At 63.2% G+C, this 17,042-nt stretch carries 21 protein-coding genes; 6 read left to right on the top strand and 15 right to left on the bottom strand.

The annotated features are described in order from the left end of the window. Window positions 1-9: 9 nt before the first annotated feature. The 12 genes from ACUXV1_RS16545 to ACUXV1_RS16600 all read right to left on the bottom strand — a co-directional run bounded on the left by ACUXV1_RS16545 (window position 10) and on the right by ACUXV1_RS16600 (window position 8,622). Window positions 10-480: a DUF2269 family protein gene (locus ACUXV1_RS16545; RefSeq protein ID WP_446016065.1), complete on the bottom strand. Its 471-nt coding sequence runs from the start codon at window positions 478-480 to the stop codon at window positions 10-12. Further along, window positions 477-845 carry a DoxX-like family protein gene (locus ACUXV1_RS16550; protein ID WP_337881990.1) on the bottom strand — a complete coding sequence of 123 codons (369 nt, stop codon included), beginning with the start codon at window positions 843-845 and terminating at the stop codon, window positions 477-479. Before ACUXV1_RS16550 ends, ACUXV1_RS16545 begins: the two co-directional genes overlap by 4 nt. Beyond that, window positions 842-1,681, bottom strand: coding sequence for a complex I NDUFA9 subunit family protein (locus ACUXV1_RS16555; protein WP_446016063.1), 840 nt, complete (start codon window positions 1,679-1,681; stop codon window positions 842-844). The genes ACUXV1_RS16550 and ACUXV1_RS16555 overlap by 4 nt, the downstream gene beginning before the upstream one ends. Then, a complete protein-coding gene (locus ACUXV1_RS16560; RefSeq protein ID WP_446016062.1) occupies window positions 1,678-2,049 on the bottom strand; it encodes a hypothetical protein in 372 nt (123 codons plus the stop codon). The genes ACUXV1_RS16555 and ACUXV1_RS16560 overlap by 4 nt, the downstream gene beginning before the upstream one ends. A 102-nt stretch (window positions 2,050-2,151) precedes the next feature. Further along, on the bottom strand, window positions 2,152-2,679 hold the full coding sequence (locus ACUXV1_RS16565; protein WP_019102373.1) for a GbsR/MarR family transcriptional regulator: 528 nt from the start codon (window positions 2,677-2,679) through the stop codon (window positions 2,152-2,154). A 120-nt stretch (window positions 2,680-2,799) separates the two neighbouring features. After that, a complete protein-coding gene (locus tag ACUXV1_RS16570; protein WP_019102374.1) occupies window positions 2,800-3,030 on the bottom strand; it encodes a DUF2061 domain-containing protein in 231 nt (76 codons plus the stop codon). A gap of 157 nt (window positions 3,031-3,187) precedes the next feature. Further along, a complete protein-coding gene (locus tag ACUXV1_RS16575) occupies window positions 3,188-4,030 on the bottom strand; it encodes an isopenicillin N synthase family dioxygenase (RefSeq protein WP_446016061.1) in 843 nt (280 codons plus the stop codon). A gap of 145 nt (window positions 4,031-4,175) precedes the next feature. After that, window positions 4,176-4,982 (bottom strand): DUF3658 domain-containing protein, encoded by an 807-nt coding sequence (locus ACUXV1_RS16580; RefSeq protein WP_446016060.1) that lies wholly within the window; start codon window positions 4,980-4,982, stop codon window positions 4,176-4,178. Beyond that, complete coding sequence (gene cysE / locus ACUXV1_RS16585; RefSeq protein ID WP_019102377.1) at window positions 4,979-5,761, bottom strand: serine O-acetyltransferase; 783 nt, start codon at window positions 5,759-5,761, stop codon at window positions 4,979-4,981. Before cysE ends, ACUXV1_RS16580 begins: the two co-directional genes overlap by 4 nt. Window positions 5,762-5,794: 33 nt before the next feature. Further along, complete coding sequence (locus ACUXV1_RS16590) at window positions 5,795-6,505, bottom strand: TIGR02117 family protein (RefSeq protein ID WP_446016059.1); 711 nt, start codon at window positions 6,503-6,505, stop codon at window positions 5,795-5,797. A gap of 6 nt (window positions 6,506-6,511) precedes the next feature. Then, a complete protein-coding gene (rng, locus tag ACUXV1_RS16595; protein WP_039755437.1) occupies window positions 6,512-8,008 on the bottom strand; it encodes a ribonuclease G in 1,497 nt (498 codons plus the stop codon). Window positions 8,009-8,025: 17 nt separating this feature from the next. Further along, the gene (locus ACUXV1_RS16600; protein WP_446016058.1) at window positions 8,026-8,622 is read right to left on the bottom strand and encodes a Maf family protein; all 597 of its coding nucleotides are present in this window, start codon (window positions 8,620-8,622) and stop codon (window positions 8,026-8,028) included. A gap of 248 nt (window positions 8,623-8,870) precedes the next feature. Between ACUXV1_RS16600 and ACUXV1_RS16605 the strand changes: the two genes are divergently transcribed. The 6 genes from ACUXV1_RS16605 (at window position 8,871) to ACUXV1_RS16630 (ending at window position 14,371) form a co-directional block, all read left to right on the top strand. Continuing rightward, window positions 8,871-10,052 (top strand): multidrug effflux MFS transporter, encoded by a 1,182-nt coding sequence (locus ACUXV1_RS16605; RefSeq protein WP_179140730.1) that lies wholly within the window; start codon window positions 8,871-8,873, stop codon window positions 10,050-10,052. A gap of 176 nt (window positions 10,053-10,228) precedes the next feature. Continuing rightward, complete coding sequence (gene rsmA / locus ACUXV1_RS16610) at window positions 10,229-11,026, top strand: 16S rRNA (adenine(1518)-N(6)/adenine(1519)-N(6))-dimethyltransferase RsmA (RefSeq protein WP_446016057.1); 798 nt, start codon at window positions 10,229-10,231, stop codon at window positions 11,024-11,026. A 123-nt stretch (window positions 11,027-11,149) separates the two neighbouring features. Beyond that, on the top strand, window positions 11,150-12,055 hold the full coding sequence (locus tag ACUXV1_RS16615) for a glutamate/aspartate ABC transporter substrate-binding protein (RefSeq protein WP_194427140.1): 906 nt from the start codon (window positions 11,150-11,152) through the stop codon (window positions 12,053-12,055). Window positions 12,056-12,219: 164 nt separating this feature from the next. After that, entirely contained in the window at window positions 12,220-12,960 is a 741-nt protein-coding gene (locus ACUXV1_RS16620; RefSeq protein ID WP_043592404.1) for an amino acid ABC transporter permease, read from the top strand. Next, the gene (locus tag ACUXV1_RS16625; protein WP_196783807.1) at window positions 12,957-13,631 is read left to right on the top strand and encodes an ABC transporter permease subunit; all 675 of its coding nucleotides are present in this window, start codon (window positions 12,957-12,959) and stop codon (window positions 13,629-13,631) included. The genes ACUXV1_RS16620 and ACUXV1_RS16625 overlap by 4 nt, the downstream gene beginning before the upstream one ends. A gap of 5 nt (window positions 13,632-13,636) precedes the next feature. Continuing rightward, on the top strand, window positions 13,637-14,371 hold the full coding sequence (locus ACUXV1_RS16630) for an amino acid ABC transporter ATP-binding protein (protein WP_019101740.1): 735 nt from the start codon (window positions 13,637-13,639) through the stop codon (window positions 14,369-14,371). Between the two features lie 190 nt (window positions 14,372-14,561). On the opposite strand, the gene ACUXV1_RS16635 is transcribed toward ACUXV1_RS16630, so the two are convergent. The 3 genes from ACUXV1_RS16635 to ACUXV1_RS16645 form a co-directional block, all read right to left on the bottom strand. Further along, window positions 14,562-14,903 carry a hypothetical protein gene (locus ACUXV1_RS16635; protein ID WP_043638181.1) on the bottom strand — a complete coding sequence of 114 codons (342 nt, stop codon included), beginning with the start codon at window positions 14,901-14,903 and terminating at the stop codon, window positions 14,562-14,564. 75 nt (window positions 14,904-14,978) lie between these two features. Beyond that, window positions 14,979-15,338, bottom strand: a complete 360-nt coding sequence (locus ACUXV1_RS16640) for a GIY-YIG nuclease family protein (protein WP_446016056.1) — start codon at window positions 15,336-15,338, stop codon at window positions 14,979-14,981. Then, complete coding sequence (locus tag ACUXV1_RS16645) at window positions 15,325-16,905, bottom strand: TerC family protein (RefSeq protein ID WP_043638178.1); 1,581 nt, start codon at window positions 16,903-16,905, stop codon at window positions 15,325-15,327. Before ACUXV1_RS16645 ends, ACUXV1_RS16640 begins: the two co-directional genes overlap by 14 nt. Window positions 16,906-17,042: the final 137 nt, after the last annotated feature.

Genomic DNA, 17,042 nt, shown 5'->3' on the forward strand with positions numbered 1-17,042 from the left:
CTTTTCAGCTCAACCAGCCGGTTTTATCACCATAAGGAAGTATGTGGTAAGCATGGCCAGAAAGGCCGGATAGCCCAGGCATTCCCAATAGTGGGCGTAGCGCCAGTAGCGCGCCGGCAGCGGTTGGCCGGCGGCGACGGCGGCGCGCGCCATCGTCGCCATGCGGATTTGCAGCCGTAGTACCGGCAGCCAGCATAGGCCGGCGAACAGGAACAGTCCGATGGAGGCAAGCAGCCAGCCGCTGGCCAGAGGCCAACCGGCCTGCCGCGCCAGCCACAGACCGGACAGCGGCTGAAAAATCACTGCTGGAGTGGTGAACCACCAGTCGGCGCGCACCACAAGCCGCGCTACCTCGGCCTGGGCTGCGCTCTGGCGGCCGCGGTTGACGAAGAACATGTAGAAGGCTGAGCCGAAGCCGGTGCCCACCATCAGGGTGGCGGACAGGATATGCAAGGTTTTGACCACGAGATAGACGTTCATGAGAGAGTCTCCCGGCGAGCGCCCAGCCAAAGCAGCATGGCCAGAATGGGAAGGTTCTTCATTAAGGGCGCGAACGGATGCAGCCAGTTTTCCGGCAGCCAGATCGCCAGCGTAAGGCTATAGCCGGCGACCGCTGCGGCTTGGGCCCGCCACAAGGCGCGGCAGGGGCGCAGTAGGGTCAGCAGACCGAAGGCGAGGTCCAGGCCGCAGGCGGCGAGGAAGAGCGGCGCTGCCCAGCCGACGGGTAGCGGCAAACGCTGCAGCATGACGATGGACGCGTCCCAGGCGCTGAGCAGCGGCTGTAGGCCGCTCCACAGCCACAGCGCCGCCAGCGCGTATTCAATATTGCGTGTGGACGGATTCATGGCGCTTCCCGGAATTGGCTGCTGGCCAGCGGGGCGCGTTGCAGCAGTGCCCCGAGGGCGGCCGGGTCGCCGCAGCTGCCGCGGTTCAGCATGGTCAGGGTATCGCGGCTGATCAGGCTGGCCGGCCAGCGTTCGGCCAGCGTCGCCAGCGCCCGGCTGGCTTGAGGCGGCAGGTTGAGTATGTAGGCGGGCGAGGACAGGCCTTGCAGTTGGCGCAGCTGGCGCAGATAGTCAGCCAGCGTCAGCGCTTCGGCGCCGACGAAATCGACGACGCCCTCCGGCGCTTCATCGGCCGCGGCCAGCCTCGCCAGACCGTCGATCACGTCGTCGCGCGCGACCGGCTGCACCCGTTGGCTGCCGCCGTCGGGCAGCAGCCACAGCGGCAGCCGCGCCAGTTGCAGCAGCAGACGGCTGCTGGCGCCTTGTGGACCGTAGATCAGCGAGGGGCGCGCGATGCGCGCCTCCAGGCCGCTGGCCAGCAGGGCGGCGTCGCCGCGGCCCTTGCCGGCCAGGAACAGGGTGTCCGCTTGCGGATCCGCGCCGAGGGCCGATAATTGCACCCAGCGGCGGACATCGGCCTGATAGGCCATGCTGGCCAACTGCAGCGGCCCCAGGTGATGAATGGCTTCCAGCGCGCCGGTCGGGCGGTCCAGCAGTTGGCCGGCGGCGTTGACCACCACGTCGACGTTTTCCAGCCAGTAACGCCAATCGGCGCGCGGCTGGCGCAGATCCAACTGGCGACGGCTGGGCGCGCTGACGTGATGACCGTCTCGTTCCAGGCGCTGACGCAGCGGCCGGCCGATGAAGCCGCTGCCGCCCAAGAGCAGTATCTTCATTGCGCAGCCTCCCGGGGAGCGGCCGGCGCGGTTTGGACCTGATGGGCGCCGGTACGCGGCGCCACTTGTCGCCACACCAGACGCAACAGCACCAGCATTTGCGCCACTACGCCCAGCAAGGCCCACATCAGGATGCCGCGGATGTCCAGCCATAAGGAGGCGGAGGGGACGTCCGGCGCGAACAGCTGCACGGCTAGCAGCGGGCCGGCCAGGATCAGGATCAAGAAGGCGCGTTGCCAGAACGGGCCGCCAGCGCCGTGCTCGCAAAGCGCTTGGGTCACTTGCCGCAAAGGCCCGGCCAGCAGCCACCAGCACAGCAGGCCGCACAACAGGGGGATGATGATCATGCTGATGATGAATCCGCTCATGGTGTTCTCCTTGGTTTCTGAAATTTCTGTCAAAACAGAAATATAGTGGCAAAAAAAAAGGGCGGGCATTGTGGCTGCGCCGATCCAACCCGCGCCGTGTGTTTACTTGTCCCGGCCCAGCAGCTTCTGGATACTGGCGCCCATCTTCAATACCCGGCTCAGGGTGGCGGTGGACAGCCGCAGCATTTCACGGGTCCAGGAGGTCAGCGTGTCCATGAACTGCCAGGTGTTGCGGATGCGTTCCTGCGCCAGCGGGCTTTCCTGCTGAAAGTCTGGGCTGTCCATGCATTCCTTCAGCACCAGCAGCGTGGGTTCGATTTCGCGGCGTTGCCGCTCCGCCACGATGATGCGGAACAGTTCCCAGACATCGCCCGAGGTCTCGAAGTGGTCGCGGCGGTCGCCCAGCACATGCACGGTGCGGATCAGTTGCCAGTTTTGCAGCTCTTTCAGACTATTGCTGATGTTGGAGCGGGCCACGTTGAGGGTGTCGGCCAGTTCCTCGGCGTTCAGCGGGCGTCCGGTAATGAACAGCAGCGCGTGTATTTGAGCAACGGTGCGGTTCACGCCCCAGCGGGTGCCCATTTCGCCCCAGTGCAGCACGAAGCGTTGAGATACGGGTGTCAGTTCCATGGGGTTAACAATATTTGTTTCCGAAATTTCTGTCAACACAGAAATTCATTGGCATGATGAAAAAAAAGGGAGCGGAGGGGAAGGGGCCGTGCCCGGTGAGCGGGCACGGCGTCGAAGAAGTCAGTGCTGATGGAACAGGGCGTTGTGCCCGGCAGCGCCGGTTTCGGCGGCTTGGGCCTTGCGGCCGCGGATGCGGTCCCACACTTTTTCGTGGAAGTAATAAGCCACGGTGTTGACCAGCGGTTCCACCAGGGCCAGCAGGCTGGAAACGCCGATATTGCCGGTCAGTAGATAGGCCACGCTGAAGGCGACAGTGAAATGGCAGATGGCGAAGGTGATGGTCTTGAGCATGGCTAGGCTCCTCGGTGAGAATTAACTGAATGATAGTCATTCTCATTTCTGTATGCCAGTTGATTCTTTTGCTCAAGTCGATAGCGTAACACTAATGAATGTTTGATCTTAATTGTGGAATCCGCCGGCGGAGAGTGGGGCTTCCGCCGGCAGGGGCTTACTGTTTGACGCCCAGTTCGCGTAGGCGCTCGTTCAGATAGCTGTCCGCGGTGTAGCGGCTGGACAGCACTACTTCCGGCCGCGGGTGCAGGAACAGCGGCAGCGAGATACGGCTCTTGGTCGCGCCTTCGCCGGTGGGGTTGACCACGCGGTGCTGGGTGGACGGGTAGTAGCCGCCGGAGGCTTCTTGCAGCATGTCGCCGATATTGACCACCAGGGTGCCGAAATCACAGGGCACGTCCAGCCACTCGCCTTGCTTGTCCTGTACTTGCAGGCCAGGTTCGTTGGCGGCGGGCAGGATGGTCAGCAGATTGATGTCGCCGTGGGCGGCGGCGCGCAGCGAGCCGGCGGGTTCCCGGCCGGTGAGCGGCGGATAGCGCAGCACGCGCAGCAGGGTCTTCTGGCTGTCTGCGATCATGTGGGACAGCGGTTCGGTGTAGCTGGCGGCGATGTGGGCCGGGGTGTATTGCTGCACCCAGGACAGCAGCTCTTGAGCCAACTGGTTGGCGACGGCGTAGTAGCGGTCGGCATCCGCCTTGAGTTCCGGCGGCACACGGCCCCACGGGTAGATGTGGAAGTATTCCTTGATGTCTTTCAGGCTTGAGCCCTTGGCGGTTTCCGACACCTCCGGGGAAAACCAGCCGTCCTGGCGCTCCATGGAGAAGGCGTAGTCGTATTTGGCCTGGCTGTTGAAGAAGGCAAGCCAGTCCGCATAGATTTTTTCGACCAAGTCCTGGGGTACCGGATGATTGACCAGCACGCCGAAGCCGGTTTCGTGCAGCGAACGGGTGAATTGTTCCGCGGCGTCCGGCGCGTGGTAGTCGACAACTCTGACATTCATGGGGTGGGCTTCCTGAGGATTGCAGGACGCTGCCATTCAATGGCGGGGCAGGCGTCAAGGGCTGGGATTTTACCCGCGCGGCTGTGCATCACCAAGCGCTTGCTGTAGTCCTTCAGGGCAGATGTCGCGCTGTAGCAACTGGGCTTCAGGCGCAGCGGCGGATTCGCGGGGAAGAACCCGCCGTTCCAGCCGCGCTTTCGGCGCAGAGCCGACCCGCGCGCAGCAGTTGCTGTACGCGCCAGAACAGAAGGTCGGATGAAACCAGTGCGTCCCGGATGCGGATGAACGCGGCGCCGACCAGGCGCTGGATAGCGAGCGGGTCCGCGCCGGCCTGTTCCAGCAGCAGCGCATCGTAATGCTCCAGCGGCGCTTCAACGATGGTGTTGTCCTGCCAGCGGCGTAGTCCCTGGCCGCGTTCGCGCCAGTGGCGCCATTGCGCGGCCAGCGCTTGCCGTTCCGCGGCGCTGAGCGGGCGTTGCAGCGGCCGGCAGGCGGCCAGCCGTTCCAGCGGCAGCATGGCCAGGCTCCATTCCGCCATCTCGTCGCCGGCTTGCCATGCCGGTTCCGGCACGGCGATGACGGACAGCGGGCAGTGCGCCGGCAGTTGTTCTGCCAGCAGCGCCAGCGTCAGGTGGTCGCCGGCGTTGCGGCCCAGCCAGACAGTGAGCGGGCGCGGCTGTTCCAGAAGCCGCAGCAGCGCCTTGCGGCTGGCCTGGTGGCGGAGCAGCCAGCCGTCCTCGTATTCCGGCAGCCAGGGTTGAGCTTGTAGCAGTTGTTGGTGCCAGGCCAGGCGCAGGCCTTGATCGATGGCGTCGGCGTCCAGAAGCGGGCCGGCGCTTAGATCTTCGATGAAGGGTAGGACTTCGCCGTTGAGCAGGCCGTCGCGTCGCAGTGCGTTCAGCATGCCGGCGGCGGAGTCGCCGACAGCGAGGTGGGCCCGCTCAGCGCTCATACGCGCTGATCCATATCCAGCGCCGGGGTGCCTTCGCAGGCGCGGGCCACCACGCGGGCGGGCACGCCGACCACGGTGGTGTGGGCCGGCACGTCTTCCAGCACCACGCTGCCGGCGCCTATCTTGGCGCAGGCGCCCACCTGGATGTTGCCGAGGATGGAGGTGTTGGCGCCGATCAGCACGCCGTCGGCGATCTTGGGATGGCGGTCGCCGTGTTCCTTGCCGGTTCCGCCCAGGGTCACGCCCTGCAGCATCGAGACGTTATCGCCGATGACGGCGGTTTCGCCCACCACGACGCCCGTGCCGTGGTCCAGCATCACGCCCTGGCCGATGCGGGCGGCCGGGTGGATGTCGGCGCCGGTGACTTCGGAAATGCGGTTTTGCAGAAACAGCGCCAGGGTTTTGCGCTCTTCCCGCCACAGCCAGTGGGTGATGCGCTGGCACTGGATGGCGTGGAAGCCTTTGAAATAGAGCAGCGGGGTGGAGTAGTTGTCGCAGGCCGGATCGCGGTCGAAGCAGGCGCTGATGTCGGCGCGCGTGGCTGCGCTGATGGCCGGGTCGGCGTCCAGCGCTTCTCGGAACAGTTCCATCAGCGCGCGGGCGTCCATCACCGGGCTGGCGAGCTTGCTGGACAGGTGAAAGGCCAGCACGTCTTCCAGGGTATTGTGGCGCAGCACGGTCATGTGCAGGAAACTGGCCAGCATGGGCTCGTCTTGCGCGGCTTGTTCGGCTTCCTGCCGGATGGCGAACCAGAGCGGATCGCCGTTTTCTTCGTTCATTTTGCGAAACTCCCTTACGCCGAGGCGATCGTCTCAGCGGTCTTTCAATTGCCAGAATAGTGCGTGGTCGAATGGGGACCACCAGGCGGTGCGCACGCCGCTGGCCGCCAGCGCGTCGCGCACCCACTGGTTGCAGGTGGTCAACGGGCTATAGCGGCCGTTGGCCAGATAAAACGCATCCTGATCATGATAATGATAGCCCTGCATCCAGAGGGCTTTTCCGATTGCGTCGCGGGCGACGGAGGCCTGGATGAAGCCGGCCAGCCGCCGGTATTGTTCCGGCGCGAGCATCAGGCGCCGGGTGGCGGCGCCTTCGCGCGGCATCGGCAGATATTCCACATGCAGTACGGCGCCGTCCAGCCCGGACAGGGCGTAAAGCGCTTTGCCTGGGGTGAGGTCCGACCAGTCCCGTGTTTCCAGGAAAAAGCTGCGGCTGCCCCAGCCTATGCCCACATAGGGCCGTTTGTCCAGATTGGGCCCGGCGCGCGGATGCCCTGGGGGGAAGGTCTCGTCCCAGTTCATGCCGGGGCCGCTGCGCGGCAGCAGCAGGCCAGCGTGCACACCATTGCTGTCCAGAAAAACCGGAATGCCGGCGTCGCTCTGTCGCCAGTCACGGTTGACCGGGAGCAGGCCAAGCGTCAGCGCGGCGAGCAGGTAGAGCGAAATTAGCGCCAGCAGGCCCAGCGCCGCGCGGGACAACAGGCGCGGCAGCCGGGCCGCCAGACGAAACGGGCGGAATGACATGGCGGCTTACAGCAGGACGACGTCGAATTGCTCCTGGGTGTAGGTGGCTTCCACCGACAGCGAGATCGGCTTGCCGATGAAGTCGATCAGCATCGCCAGGCTTTGCGATTCTTCGTCGATGAACATGTCGATCACCGATTGCGCGGCCAGGATGCGGTAACCCTTGGCGTCGAACTGACGCGCTTCGCGCACAATCTCGCGCTGGATCTCGTAGCACACGGTTTGCGCGGTCTTGATCTCGCCGCGGCCCTGACAGGTGGGGCAGGGCTCGCACAGTACGTGGGCCAGGCTTTCACGGGTGCGCTTGCGGGTGATTTCCACCAGGCCCAGGCTGGTAAAGCCGTTGAGGGTGACGCGGGTACGGTCGCGCGCCATCGCCTTGGCCAGCTCCGCCAGCACCGCGGATTGGTGCTCGTCGTTGTCCATGTCGATGAAGTCGACGATGATGATGCCGCCCAGATTGCGCAGCCGCAGCTGTCGGGCGATGGTCTGGGTGGCTTCCAGATTGGTCTTGAAGATGGTTTCGTCGAAATTGCGGTTGCCGACGAAGCCGCCGGTGTTGACGTCAATGGTGGTCATCGCCTCGGTCTGGTCGATGATCAGATAGCCGCCGAACTTCAGGTTGACGCGGCGCGCCAGCGCCTTGTCGATCTCGGCCTCGATGCCGTGCAGCTCGAACAGCGGGCGTTCTCCGCTGTAGCGTTCTATCTTGTCCACGGCGATCTGCACGTATTGCTCGGCAAACTCCACCATGCGGCTGTAGTTTTCCGTGGAGTCCACCACCACCTGGTCGGTGAAGCCGCTGACCATGTCGCGCAGCACGCGCACCGCCAGCGGGAGGTCTTCGTAGAGCAGGCTTTGCGCCGGCAGGTGCTGGGATTTGTGGCGGATGTCGGACCACAGCTTGGACAAGTAGCCGATGTCGGCGGCCAATTCGTCGTCGCGCGCGGTCTCGGCGCTGGTGCGGATGATGTAGCCGCGAGGGCTGTTGGCCGGCAACAGTTTTTCCAGCCTGGATTTCAGATTGTGGCGCTCGCTTTCGCTGTCTATCTTCTGCGATACGCCGATGTGCTCTTCCTGCGGCAAGTGCACGAGGAAGCGTCCGGCCAGCGAGATCTGGGTGGACAGACGCGCGCCCTTGGTGCCAATCGGATCCTTGATCACCTGCACCAGCACGGTCTGCCCCTCGAACAGCATCTTCTCGATGCGTTGGGGTTCGGTCGGGTGCTGGCGCTGTTCCAGCACGTCGGCGATATGCAGAAAGGCGGCGCGTTCCAAGCCGATTTCAATGAAGGCGCTCTGCATGCCGGGCAGCACGCGCTTGACCTGGCCCAGATAGATGTTGCCGACAATGCCGCGGCTGGCTGCGCGCTCCACATGCAGTTCCTGAACCACGGCGTCTTCCAGCACCGCGACTCGGGTTTCCTGCGGGGTGATGTTGACCAGGATTTGTTCCTTGGGGCGCGGCAGATCGCGCGGCAGGGGTATCGATTGATGCAGCATGGTGGTCCCCCGGGCGCTCATGGAAACTGGAAGCCGAATTCGCTCAGCAGCGCCGCGGTTTCGAAGATAGGCAGGCCCATCACGCCGCTGTGGCTGCCGTGGATGCGCTCGACGAAGACGTTGGCTTTGCCCTGGATGCCGTAAGCGCCGGCCTTGTCGAAAGGCTCGCCGCTGCCCAGGTAGCGCTCAATGTCCTGCTCGCTGAGCGGACGGAAGAACACCTCGGTGACCGAGGTCTTGAGCCGCACCTTGTCGCCTTCGCGCACCGCCACGCTGGTGATGGCTTGATGGCTGCGGCCGGAGAAGGCCCGTAGCATGCGGCGGGCGTCGTCGGCGTTTTCCGGCTTGCCGAAGATTTCGCCGTCCATCGCCACCGTGGTGTCGGCGGCCAGCAAGGGCCGGGACGGCAGTCCGCAAGACACCACGACCTGCCAGCCGGCCTCGGCCTTGGACAGCGCCAGCCGTTCTGTGTAAGCGACGGCGGATTCGCCGGGCCGCACCGATTCGTCGATATCGGCGTGGATGCGCTCCAGGTGCATGCCCAACTGTTCCAGAATTTCGCGGCGGCGAGGGCTGCCGGAGGACAGGTAAATCCGGGTGTCATTTGCGGTCATGATAGTCTGCTCATTTGTTCTTTCGGTCGCTGTCTAGGTTACCAGACGCGTGATGCCGCAACCATCGAATCCATCAGGCACCAGGCTTTTTCAGGCCGGCGCGGTCCGTGTTAAGTGGCGTCAATTTGCTGTTTTTAAAGGCGCGGAAGCGGTGCCCTGGCGGGTTTTTTTCCTGCGCCCTGCTGCGGCGGGGCGCTCTCCCCGGTATCATGGCGGCTTGCTTCCCCATCCCCTGTCGTCATACCCCGATGCCCAACCCTAGCGCTTCTCCGTTTGCCCGCGCCGCTACCTTGGCGGCCATCTTGTTGATCTTGTTCAATCCCTTGGGCATCGATCTTTACCTGTCGGCAATGCCGGCGATGCAGCTGCATTTTCAGGCCGATGTCGCGATCAGCCTCAGCGTGTTCATTTTCAGCCTGGGGCTGGGGCAGTTGCTGTTCGGCCCGTTGGCGGACAGGATAGGCCGCAAGCCGGTGGCTTTGGGCGGCCTGCTGCTGTATGCCGCGGCCGCGTTTCTGGCTAGCCGCAGCGACAGTCTGGGCGGTTTTCTGGGCTTGCGCGCGCTGCAGGGCTTGGGCGCTAGCGCCAGTTCGGTGTGCGCGTTCACCCTGGTGCGAGATTGTTTTTCCGGCAATGCCGCCGCGCAGCGCTACAGCCTGCTCAATGCCGCTCTGAACGTGGTGCCGGCGATGGCGCCCTTGCTGGGCGGCTGGCTGACTGTGCGCTGGGGCTGGCAGTCCTGCTTCCTGGCGCTGGCAGGCAGCGCGGTGCTGGCGGCGGCGTGGCTGGCCTGGAAGATGCCGGAAACCCGGCCCGCTGTTGCCAGCGCCGACGGAGGGCCGGCGATCAGCATGCGCCAAGTGCTGTCCACGCAGGCGCTGCGCCGCTATGGGGCTTGCTGCTGCGCGGCGCTGGCTTTGATCGTCAGCTATGTGACGCTGGCGCCGGCGGTGCTGATTGAGCGCGGCGGGGTGGACGCCACCACCTTCGGCTTGCTGTTCGGCGGCAACGCCCTCTTGGTGATGGCGGCCAGCTTCCTTGGCTTGAAGCTGATCGGCCGCTTTGGTCAAAAAGCGATGTTGCGCTACGGTCTCAACATCATGTTGCTGGCGGGGGTCATGTTGTTGTCGCTATCCGGCCAGCCGGGCGCTTGGCACTATATGTTGCCGATAGGCGTGCTGAGCGTGGGCTTCGCCTGGACATTGGGGCCGGCCAGCGGCATGGCGATGGCGCCGTTCTCTCAGGGCGCCGGCCGCGCCGCCGCCTTGTTGGGCTGCGGGCAGATGTTGTTCGCAGCCGGCGTGTCGGCGGGCCTGGCCGCTTTGCCGTTGCCGGGCGAATGGGCGCTGGGCGCGATGGTGTTGCTGTTGGCCGGATTGTGCCGTTGGCTGACCCGGCCCGCCGCGGCGATTCGGGAAAATCCTCACTGATTTTCAAGTGTTTGGCATGTATTGTGAGATTTGTGGCGCAGGGGCGGCTTTAGCTCTTGTCGGGCAGCCTACAATCGGCAGACAATTGGCCAAAACTTGAGAATTGACTTCGACAATGAGGCGCGACGGCAAGCTGTCCGGCGCTTCTCCGTTCTTTGTACTGATTAGCAGATTTCATGAACAAACATATTCCGCGCAAGCGCTTCGGCCAGAATTTCCTGCAGGACGCCAGCGTCATCGCCAACATCGTGCATGCGGTGAATCCGCAGCCGGACGATGTCGTCATCGAGATCGGCCCCGGACTGGGCGCGATCACCAAGCCGCTATTGGCTGCACTCAAGCATCTGCATGTGGTGGAGATCGACCGCGACATCATCAGCCGTTTGCAAACGGAGTTTCCGGCGGAGCGTTTGAGCATTCATGCCGGGGACGCGCTGGCGTTCGACTTCGCCTCGGTGGCGGAGGGCAAGCTGAAGATCGTCGGTAATCTGCCTTACAATATTTCCACGCCCCTGCTGTTCCATCTGGCCACTTACGGTCAGAAAGTCACCGACATGCATTTCATGTTGCAAAAAGAGGTGATCGAACGCATGGTGGCGGAGCCGTCCACCGCCGACTACGGCCGATTGACGGTGATGTTGCAGTATCGCTTTGAAATGGAGAACATCCTGCATGTGCCGCCGGAAGCGTTCTGGCCGCCTCCGAAGGTGGATTCCGCCGTGGTGCGGATGATTCCGGCACCGGGCCGTTGCGGCGTGGCCGACGATGAGGCGCTGCTGGAGCAGGTGGTGACCACGGCGTTTTCGCAGCGGCGCAAGACGCTGAAGAACAATTTGAAGGGTCTGCTGGACGCGGATGGCTTCGCCGCGCTGGCGCTCGATCCCGGGCTGCGGCCGGAGAACCTGCCGGTGGGGGATTACGTCCGCCTGGCCAATTATCTGAGCTCGAAAGGCCTCAAGGCCAAACGCCAGTAACAGGGCGTTGAAAGTAAAAAACACGAGCGGGCGTTCAGCGCCCGCCGCACTACAAAGAGTCGTCTGTCCCCGTCCTTGTTGGCGGGGGCTGTCTATCACAGGAAGTGAAAAAGGAGAAACTTCATGCGTATTCGCTCCACCCTGATCTGTGCCGCCACTTTGGGCGCCTTCTGCGCCGCTCCGGCCATGGCCGCCGAACTGACCGGCACTCTCAAGAAAATCAAGGATTCCGGCGTGATCGTTTTGGGCAACCGCGACGCGTCCATTCCGTTTTCCTACTACGACAATAACCAGAAGCCGGTGGGCTACTCGGTGGATTTGGCCAACAAAGTGGTTGAGCAGGTGAAAAAAGAGCTGAAAATGCCGAACCTGCAGGTCAAATACAATCTGGTGACGTCGCAGACTCGCATCCCGCTGGTGCAAAACGGCACAGTGGATCTGGAGTGCGGTTCCACCACCAATAATGTGGAGCGTCAGAAGCAAGTGGCGTTCTCGGTGGGCATCTTTGAAATCGGCACCCGTCTGTTGACCGCCAAGACCTCCGGCATCAAAGACTTCCCGGATCTGAAGGGCAAGAACGTGGTGACCACCGCCGGCACCACTTCCGAGCGCCTGATCAAGGCGATGAACGCCGATAAGAAGCTGGGCATGAACATTATCTCGGCCAAGGATCACGGCGAATCCTTCCTGATGCTGGAGTCCGGCCGCGCCGCCGCCTTCATGATGGACGACGCGCTGCTGTACGGCGAGATGGCCAAGGCCAAGAACCCGGCCAACTGGGTGGTCACCGGCAAGGCGCAGTCCTACGAGATCTACGGCTGCATGCTGCGCAAGGAAGATCCCGCCTTCAAGAAAGTGGTGGACACCGCGCTGAGCAACACCTTCAAGTCCGGCGAGGTCAACAAGATCTACGCCAAGTGGTTCACCAGCCCGGTGCCGCCCAAGGGGCTGAACCTGAACTTCCCGATGTCCGATGAATTCAAGGAGCTGATCGCCAAGCCGACCGACAAGTCTGCCGAGCAGATGTAAGTCGCGGTTGGCGCGTCGCCGCCCCGTGTTCCCCGCCGTTTCGCGAGGAGCACGGGGCGCGCGGCCGTACCCGCTTTCTTTGTGTGTGGCCGGGCGTTTAAGCCGGGCCGCGGCCCGCCGGCGCGGATGAGCGCGCCGGCGGGCTGGCGTTGTGGGAGTGAAGCATGAATTACCACTGGGACTGGATGGTGTTTTTCAAGTCCACCGGGGTGGGTAGCGAAATCTATCTGAACTGGTTCGTGTCCGGCCTGGGCTGGACCATCGCCGTGGCGTTGGCCGGCTGGGCGATCGCCCTGGCTTTGGGCTCGGTGCTGGGCGTGATGCGCACGGTGTCGAACCGGTGGGTGGCGGGCATTGCCACCGCCTACGTCGAGTTGTTCCGCAATGTGCCCTTGTTGGTGCAATTGTTCGTCTGGTACTTTCTGATCCCGGATCTGCTGCCCGAGGGCGCGCAAACCTGGTTCAAGCAGGACCTGGCGCCGGCCACTTCCGCCTTTCTGTCGGTAGTGGTGTGTTTGGGGCTGTTCACCGCGGCGCGGGTGTGCGAGCAAGTGCGCACCGGCATCGAGGCTCTGCCGCGTGGTCAGCGCAACGCGGCGCAGGCGATGGGCTTCACCTTGCCGCAAGCCTACCGGCACGTGCTGTTGCCCCAGGCCTTCCGCATCATCATTCCGCCGCTGACCAGCGAGTTTTTGAATATTTTCAAGAACTCCTCGGTGGCTTCGCTGATTGGCCTGATGGAGCTGCTGGCGCAAACCAAGCAGACCGCGGAGTTCTCCGCCAACATCTTTGAGGCCTTCACCCTGGCCACCATCATCTATTTCGTGCTCAATATGAGCTTGATGACGCTGATGGCCTGGATCGAGCGGCGCGTGCGCATTCCCGGCATGATGGGGGGCAAATGATGGAATTGGATTTCAGTCAGATCGTTCCGGCGCTGCCGGGTTTGTGGCAAGGCATGCAGCTGACCCTGAAACTGCTGGTGATGGCGGTAGCGGGCGGCGTGGTGTTGGGCACCTTGCTGGCCCTGGCCCGGCTCTCCGAGCACCGGGTGTTGTCGCCGCTGGCCAAGTTCTACGTTAATTACTTCCGCTCCATCCCCTTGCTGCTGGTGATCTCCTGGTTCTATCTGGTGGTGCCGATGGTGCTGAACTGGATTACCGGCAGCCTGGAACCGGTGGGCGCGTTCACCTCCTGCCTAGTGGCCTTCGTGATGTTCGAGGCGGCGTATTTCTCCGAAATCGTCCGCGCGGGCATTCAGGCCATCCCCAAGGGCCAGGCCGGCGCGGCCTACGCGCTGGGGATGAACTACGGCCAGGTGATGCGGCTGGTGATCCTGCCGCAGGCCTTCCGCAAGATGACGCCCTTGCTGCTGCAGCAGTCCATCATTCTGTTCCAGGACACTTCGCTGGTGTACGCTGTGGGTTTGATGGATTTCCTGAACACCGCCCGCTCCAAGGGCGATGTCGTCGGTTTGCCGCATGAGTTCCTGCTATTTGCCGGCGCGGTGTATTTCGTGATCAGTTTCGGCGCTTCCCTTTTGGTGAAGCGCATGCAAAAAAGGTTGGCTGTATGAGCGCAATGATTTCCCTGAAGCAAGTCAGCAAGTGGTACGGACAGTTCCAGGTCCTGACCGATTGCACCACCCAGGTCGCCAAGGGCGAGGTGGTGGTGGTGTGCGGGCCGTCCGGTTCCGGCAAGTCCACCTTGATCAAGTGCGTCAATGCGCTGGAGCCGTTTCAGAAGGGCGAGATCGTTGTCGACGGCATCTCGGTGGGCGATCCCAAAACCGACCTGCCCAAGCTGCGCAGCCGCGTTGGCATGGTGTTCCAGCACTTCGAACTGTTCCCGCACCTGTCCATCACCGAGAACCTGGCCATCGCTCAGGTCAAGGTGCTGGGCCGCGGCCAGGACGAGGCGCGGGACAAGGGCCTGAAGCTGTTGGACCGCGTGGGCTTGAAGGCGCACGCCGACAAGTTTCCCAGCCAGTTGTCCGGCGGCCAACAGCAGCGGGTGGCGATTGCGCGCGCGCTGGCGATGGACCCGATCGCGATGTTGTTCGACGAGCCCACCAGCGCGCTGGACCCGGAGATGATCAACGAGGTGCTGGACGTGATGACCGAGTTGGCGCACGAGGGCATGACCATGATGTGCGTGACCCACGAGATGGGCTTTGCCCGCCGCGTGGCCAACCGCGTGATCTTCATGGATCAGGGCCACATCGTGGAGGATTGCGATAAGGACGAGTTCTTCGGCAATCTGGACGGCCGCTCCGAGCGGGCTCGTCACTTCCTGTCCAAGATATTGCAGCACTGATTCCAATCCCATTTAACACCGATAACTTTGTCGGCTTCACTACGCGGGGCCTTGCCGTACTCTCTTGTACTGTCTGCGGCCCCGCTTGATCGCCTTCGCGTTTTCGGTTCTAACTGGAACTGGAGTGAGCCCAGCTAGGCCGCAAAGACAAAGCCCGCCATTTGGCGGGCTTTGTCTTTGGACGAGACGATCAGTTGCCGTTCTTGATCTGCTGGCTGACCTGGTTTTCCTCCTGGTTCAGCGTTTTTTGTTCCTGCTTGGTGATGTGGCCGTGGTCCAGCTTGGCCATGCCTTGTTCTTGCTGGCGGATGTCGCGGTCTTCACCGTGCAGCTTGCGCGCTTCGTCGCGGCTGATCTTGCCTTCCTTCAGTTCGTGGTGGATGCGGCGGTCCTGATGGTGCAGGCGCTGATTGACTTCCTCGCGGCGTGGATGTTCTTTCTGCCATTCTGATTCGGCCCGGGCCTGGGCGGCGAACAATAAACTGGCGGCGAGCAGGCTGGCCAGCATGAGGGGGCGAGCGTTCGTTTTCATCTTGATCTCCTGGAATGGCAATAACTGCCAGATGTCAGCCTAGGGCAGAAGACGGTAAGTGTCTGTTAAGGCTGGTTAATCTGTGTTGCCATTGGCGGGCGCCGACATGAAAACCGTGAAATCTCCGTCCGCGGGCGCGTGGAGGTTCAGGAAGTCCAGCTTGGCTGCGCGGTCCAGCCGCTTGAACGCGTACTCGGCCTTCAGGGCGTCGGAGCGTCCGGTGCAGACTAGCACCAGGGCCAGCGCTTGCGGCGGATTGAGCCGAGTGTAGCGCGCGCCCTTGCCGGCGGCGTGCTGGGCGTAGCGGCGCGCCACATCGGTGGTGATGCCGGTGTAAAGCGCGCCGTCCCGGCAGCGCAGCACGTATAAAAACCAGGGCCGGGGGGAAGCCCGGCCCTGAGTGCCCCGCGCGGCGGCGGACTTAGATGCTGGCATCCAGATTGACCAGCGGGCTGATCAGCACCCGCTCGGTGCGGTTGCCCTTTTGCACGGTGACGCGCAGCTTCCATTCGCCGACGGTGATTTCATCGCCCTCGCGCGGAATGCGCTCCAGGCAGTCCATCAGCAGGCCGGCCACGGTGTGGAAGTCTTCGTCCTCGAAGTCCCCCAGCACGATGTGCTGTTCCAGCGTCACCAGTTCCAGGCTGCCTTCCACATCGAAGCTACCGTCGGCCTGCTGCAGGATGGCCGGCAGTTCGTGACGCTCGTGCTCTTCCGGAAACTCGCCGGCGATGGCCTCCATCAAGTCCTTTTGGGTGACGATGCCTTCCAGGCTGCCGAACTCGTTGACCACGAAGGCCATGTCCGCCGAATGTTGGCGGAAGCTCTCCAGCGCCTTGAGCACGGTGACGGTTTCCGGCAGCACCAGCGGCTGACGCAGGGCGGCGTCGATGTTCATCTCGCCGCCGTCCAGCAACTGGGTCAGCAGGTCTTTGCGCGCGACGATGCCCAGCGGCTCGTCTATGCTGCCGTCCCGGATCACCACCAGCCGGGAGTAGGGGCTATCGCGCAGCACTTTGCGCTGGGCATCCTGGCTCTGGCTCAGGTCCAGGCGGTGGACATCGGCGCGCGGCGTGGCGATCACGCGGATCGGCCGCTCGGCCAGGGTCAGCACGCTGTGTATCATCGCGCGCTCGTTTTGGGCGAAGGCTTCTTGCGGTTCGGCGTCCTTGCTGTCTTCCACCTTGCCTTCATCGGCGCTGGGGCTGGTCAGCTTGCTGCCCATCAGGCTCAGCACCGCGTTGGCGGTGCGTTCGCGCAAGGATTGGTTGCGGTTCAGGTAGCGGATGCGGTTGGCCTGAGAGACCTGGTTAAAGGCCTCGATCAGCACCGAGAAGCCGATCGCCGCGTACAGATAACCCTTGGGAATATGGAAGCCGAAGCCTTCCGCCACCAGGCTGAAACCGATCATCAGCAGGAAGCCCAGGCACAGCATCACCACGGTGGGGTGGGCGTTGACGAAGGCGGTCAGCGGTTTGCTGGCGGCAATCATCATCAGCATGGCGATGATGACGGCCAGCATCATCACCGGCAGGTGTTCGGCCATGCCGATGGCGGTGACCACCGAGTCGATGGAGAATACCGCGTCCAGCACCAGGATCTGGGCGACGACGGTGCCGAAGGCGGCGTAAGCCTTCTGGCCATTGCTCTTCACTTCATCCACGCCTTCCAGGCGTTCGTGCAGTTCCGTGGTGGCTTTGAACAACAGGAATACACCGCCGCCCAGCATGATGAGATCTCGCCCCGAGAAGGGTTGGCTGAGCACATGGAACAGCGGCGAGGTCAGCGTCACCAGCCAGGAGATGCTGGCCAGCAGCACTAGACGCATGATCAGAGCGAGCGACAGGCCGGTGATGCGGGCGCGGTCGCGTTGGTGCGGGGGGAGCTTTTCCGCCAGGATGGCGACGAAGATCAGGTTGTCAACGCCCAGCACCACCTCCAGGATGATCAGCGTGAGGAGGCCAAGCCAGGCGGAAGGGTCAGACAGCCACGAAACGTCCATGATGAAAACGAAGATTCCTTATAAATAAAAACGGGGTAAAAATAGCACAGTCGGGGCGCGATTAACAAAAATCCGTCGCGACCGGCCGCGCCGGCAAGAGAAAAACCCCGCGTCGGCGGGGGGGCTCGGGGGGAGGT

Source organism: Chromobacterium sp. W521 (assembly GCF_052805975.1).

Coding starts and splice junctions, on each gene's coding strand:
- ACUXV1_RS16625 (WP_196783807.1), top strand. CDS start 12,957: ATGATGGAATTGGATTTCAGTCAGATCGTTCCGGCGCTGCCGGGTTTG.
- ACUXV1_RS16575 (WP_446016061.1), bottom strand. CDS start 4,030: ATGAATGTCAGAGTTGTCGACTACCACGCGCCGGACGCCGCGGAACAA.
- ACUXV1_RS16590 (WP_446016059.1), bottom strand. CDS start 6,505: ATGTCATTCCGCCCGTTTCGTCTGGCGGCCCGGCTGCCGCGCCTGTTG.
- rng (WP_039755437.1), bottom strand. CDS start 8,008: ATGCTGCATCAATCGATACCCCTGCCGCGCGATCTGCCGCGCCCCAAG.
- ACUXV1_RS16600 (WP_446016058.1), bottom strand. CDS start 8,622: ATGACCGCAAATGACACCCGGATTTACCTGTCCTCCGGCAGCCCTCGC.
- ACUXV1_RS16620 (WP_043592404.1), top strand. CDS start 12,220: ATGAATTACCACTGGGACTGGATGGTGTTTTTCAAGTCCACCGGGGTG.
- ACUXV1_RS16630 (WP_019101740.1), top strand. CDS start 13,637: ATGATTTCCCTGAAGCAAGTCAGCAAGTGGTACGGACAGTTCCAGGTC.
- rsmA (WP_446016057.1), top strand. CDS start 10,229: ATGAACAAACATATTCCGCGCAAGCGCTTCGGCCAGAATTTCCTGCAG.
- ACUXV1_RS16565 (WP_019102373.1), bottom strand. CDS start 2,679: ATGGAACTGACACCCGTATCTCAACGCTTCGTGCTGCACTGGGGCGAA.
- cysE (WP_019102377.1), bottom strand. CDS start 5,761: ATGAACGAAGAAAACGGCGATCCGCTCTGGTTCGCCATCCGGCAGGAA.
- ACUXV1_RS16640 (WP_446016056.1), bottom strand. CDS start 15,338: ATGCCAGCATCTAAGTCCGCCGCCGCGCGGGGCACTCAGGGCCGGGCT.
- ACUXV1_RS16615 (WP_194427140.1), top strand. CDS start 11,150: ATGCGTATTCGCTCCACCCTGATCTGTGCCGCCACTTTGGGCGCCTTC.
- ACUXV1_RS16605 (WP_179140730.1), top strand. CDS start 8,871: ATGCCCAACCCTAGCGCTTCTCCGTTTGCCCGCGCCGCTACCTTGGCG.
- ACUXV1_RS16560 (WP_446016062.1), bottom strand. CDS start 2,049: ATGAGCGGATTCATCATCAGCATGATCATCATCCCCCTGTTGTGCGGC.
- ACUXV1_RS16645 (WP_043638178.1), bottom strand. CDS start 16,905: ATGGACGTTTCGTGGCTGTCTGACCCTTCCGCCTGGCTTGGCCTCCTC.
- ACUXV1_RS16570 (WP_019102374.1), bottom strand. CDS start 3,030: ATGCTCAAGACCATCACCTTCGCCATCTGCCATTTCACTGTCGCCTTC.
- ACUXV1_RS16580 (WP_446016060.1), bottom strand. CDS start 4,982: ATGAGCGCTGAGCGGGCCCACCTCGCTGTCGGCGACTCCGCCGCCGGC.
- ACUXV1_RS16545 (WP_446016065.1), bottom strand. CDS start 480: ATGAACGTCTATCTCGTGGTCAAAACCTTGCATATCCTGTCCGCCACC.
- ACUXV1_RS16555 (WP_446016063.1), bottom strand. CDS start 1,681: ATGAAGATACTGCTCTTGGGCGGCAGCGGCTTCATCGGCCGGCCGCTG.
- ACUXV1_RS16635 (WP_043638181.1), bottom strand. CDS start 14,903: ATGAAAACGAACGCTCGCCCCCTCATGCTGGCCAGCCTGCTCGCCGCC.
- ACUXV1_RS16550 (WP_337881990.1), bottom strand. CDS start 845: ATGAATCCGTCCACACGCAATATTGAATACGCGCTGGCGGCGCTGTGG.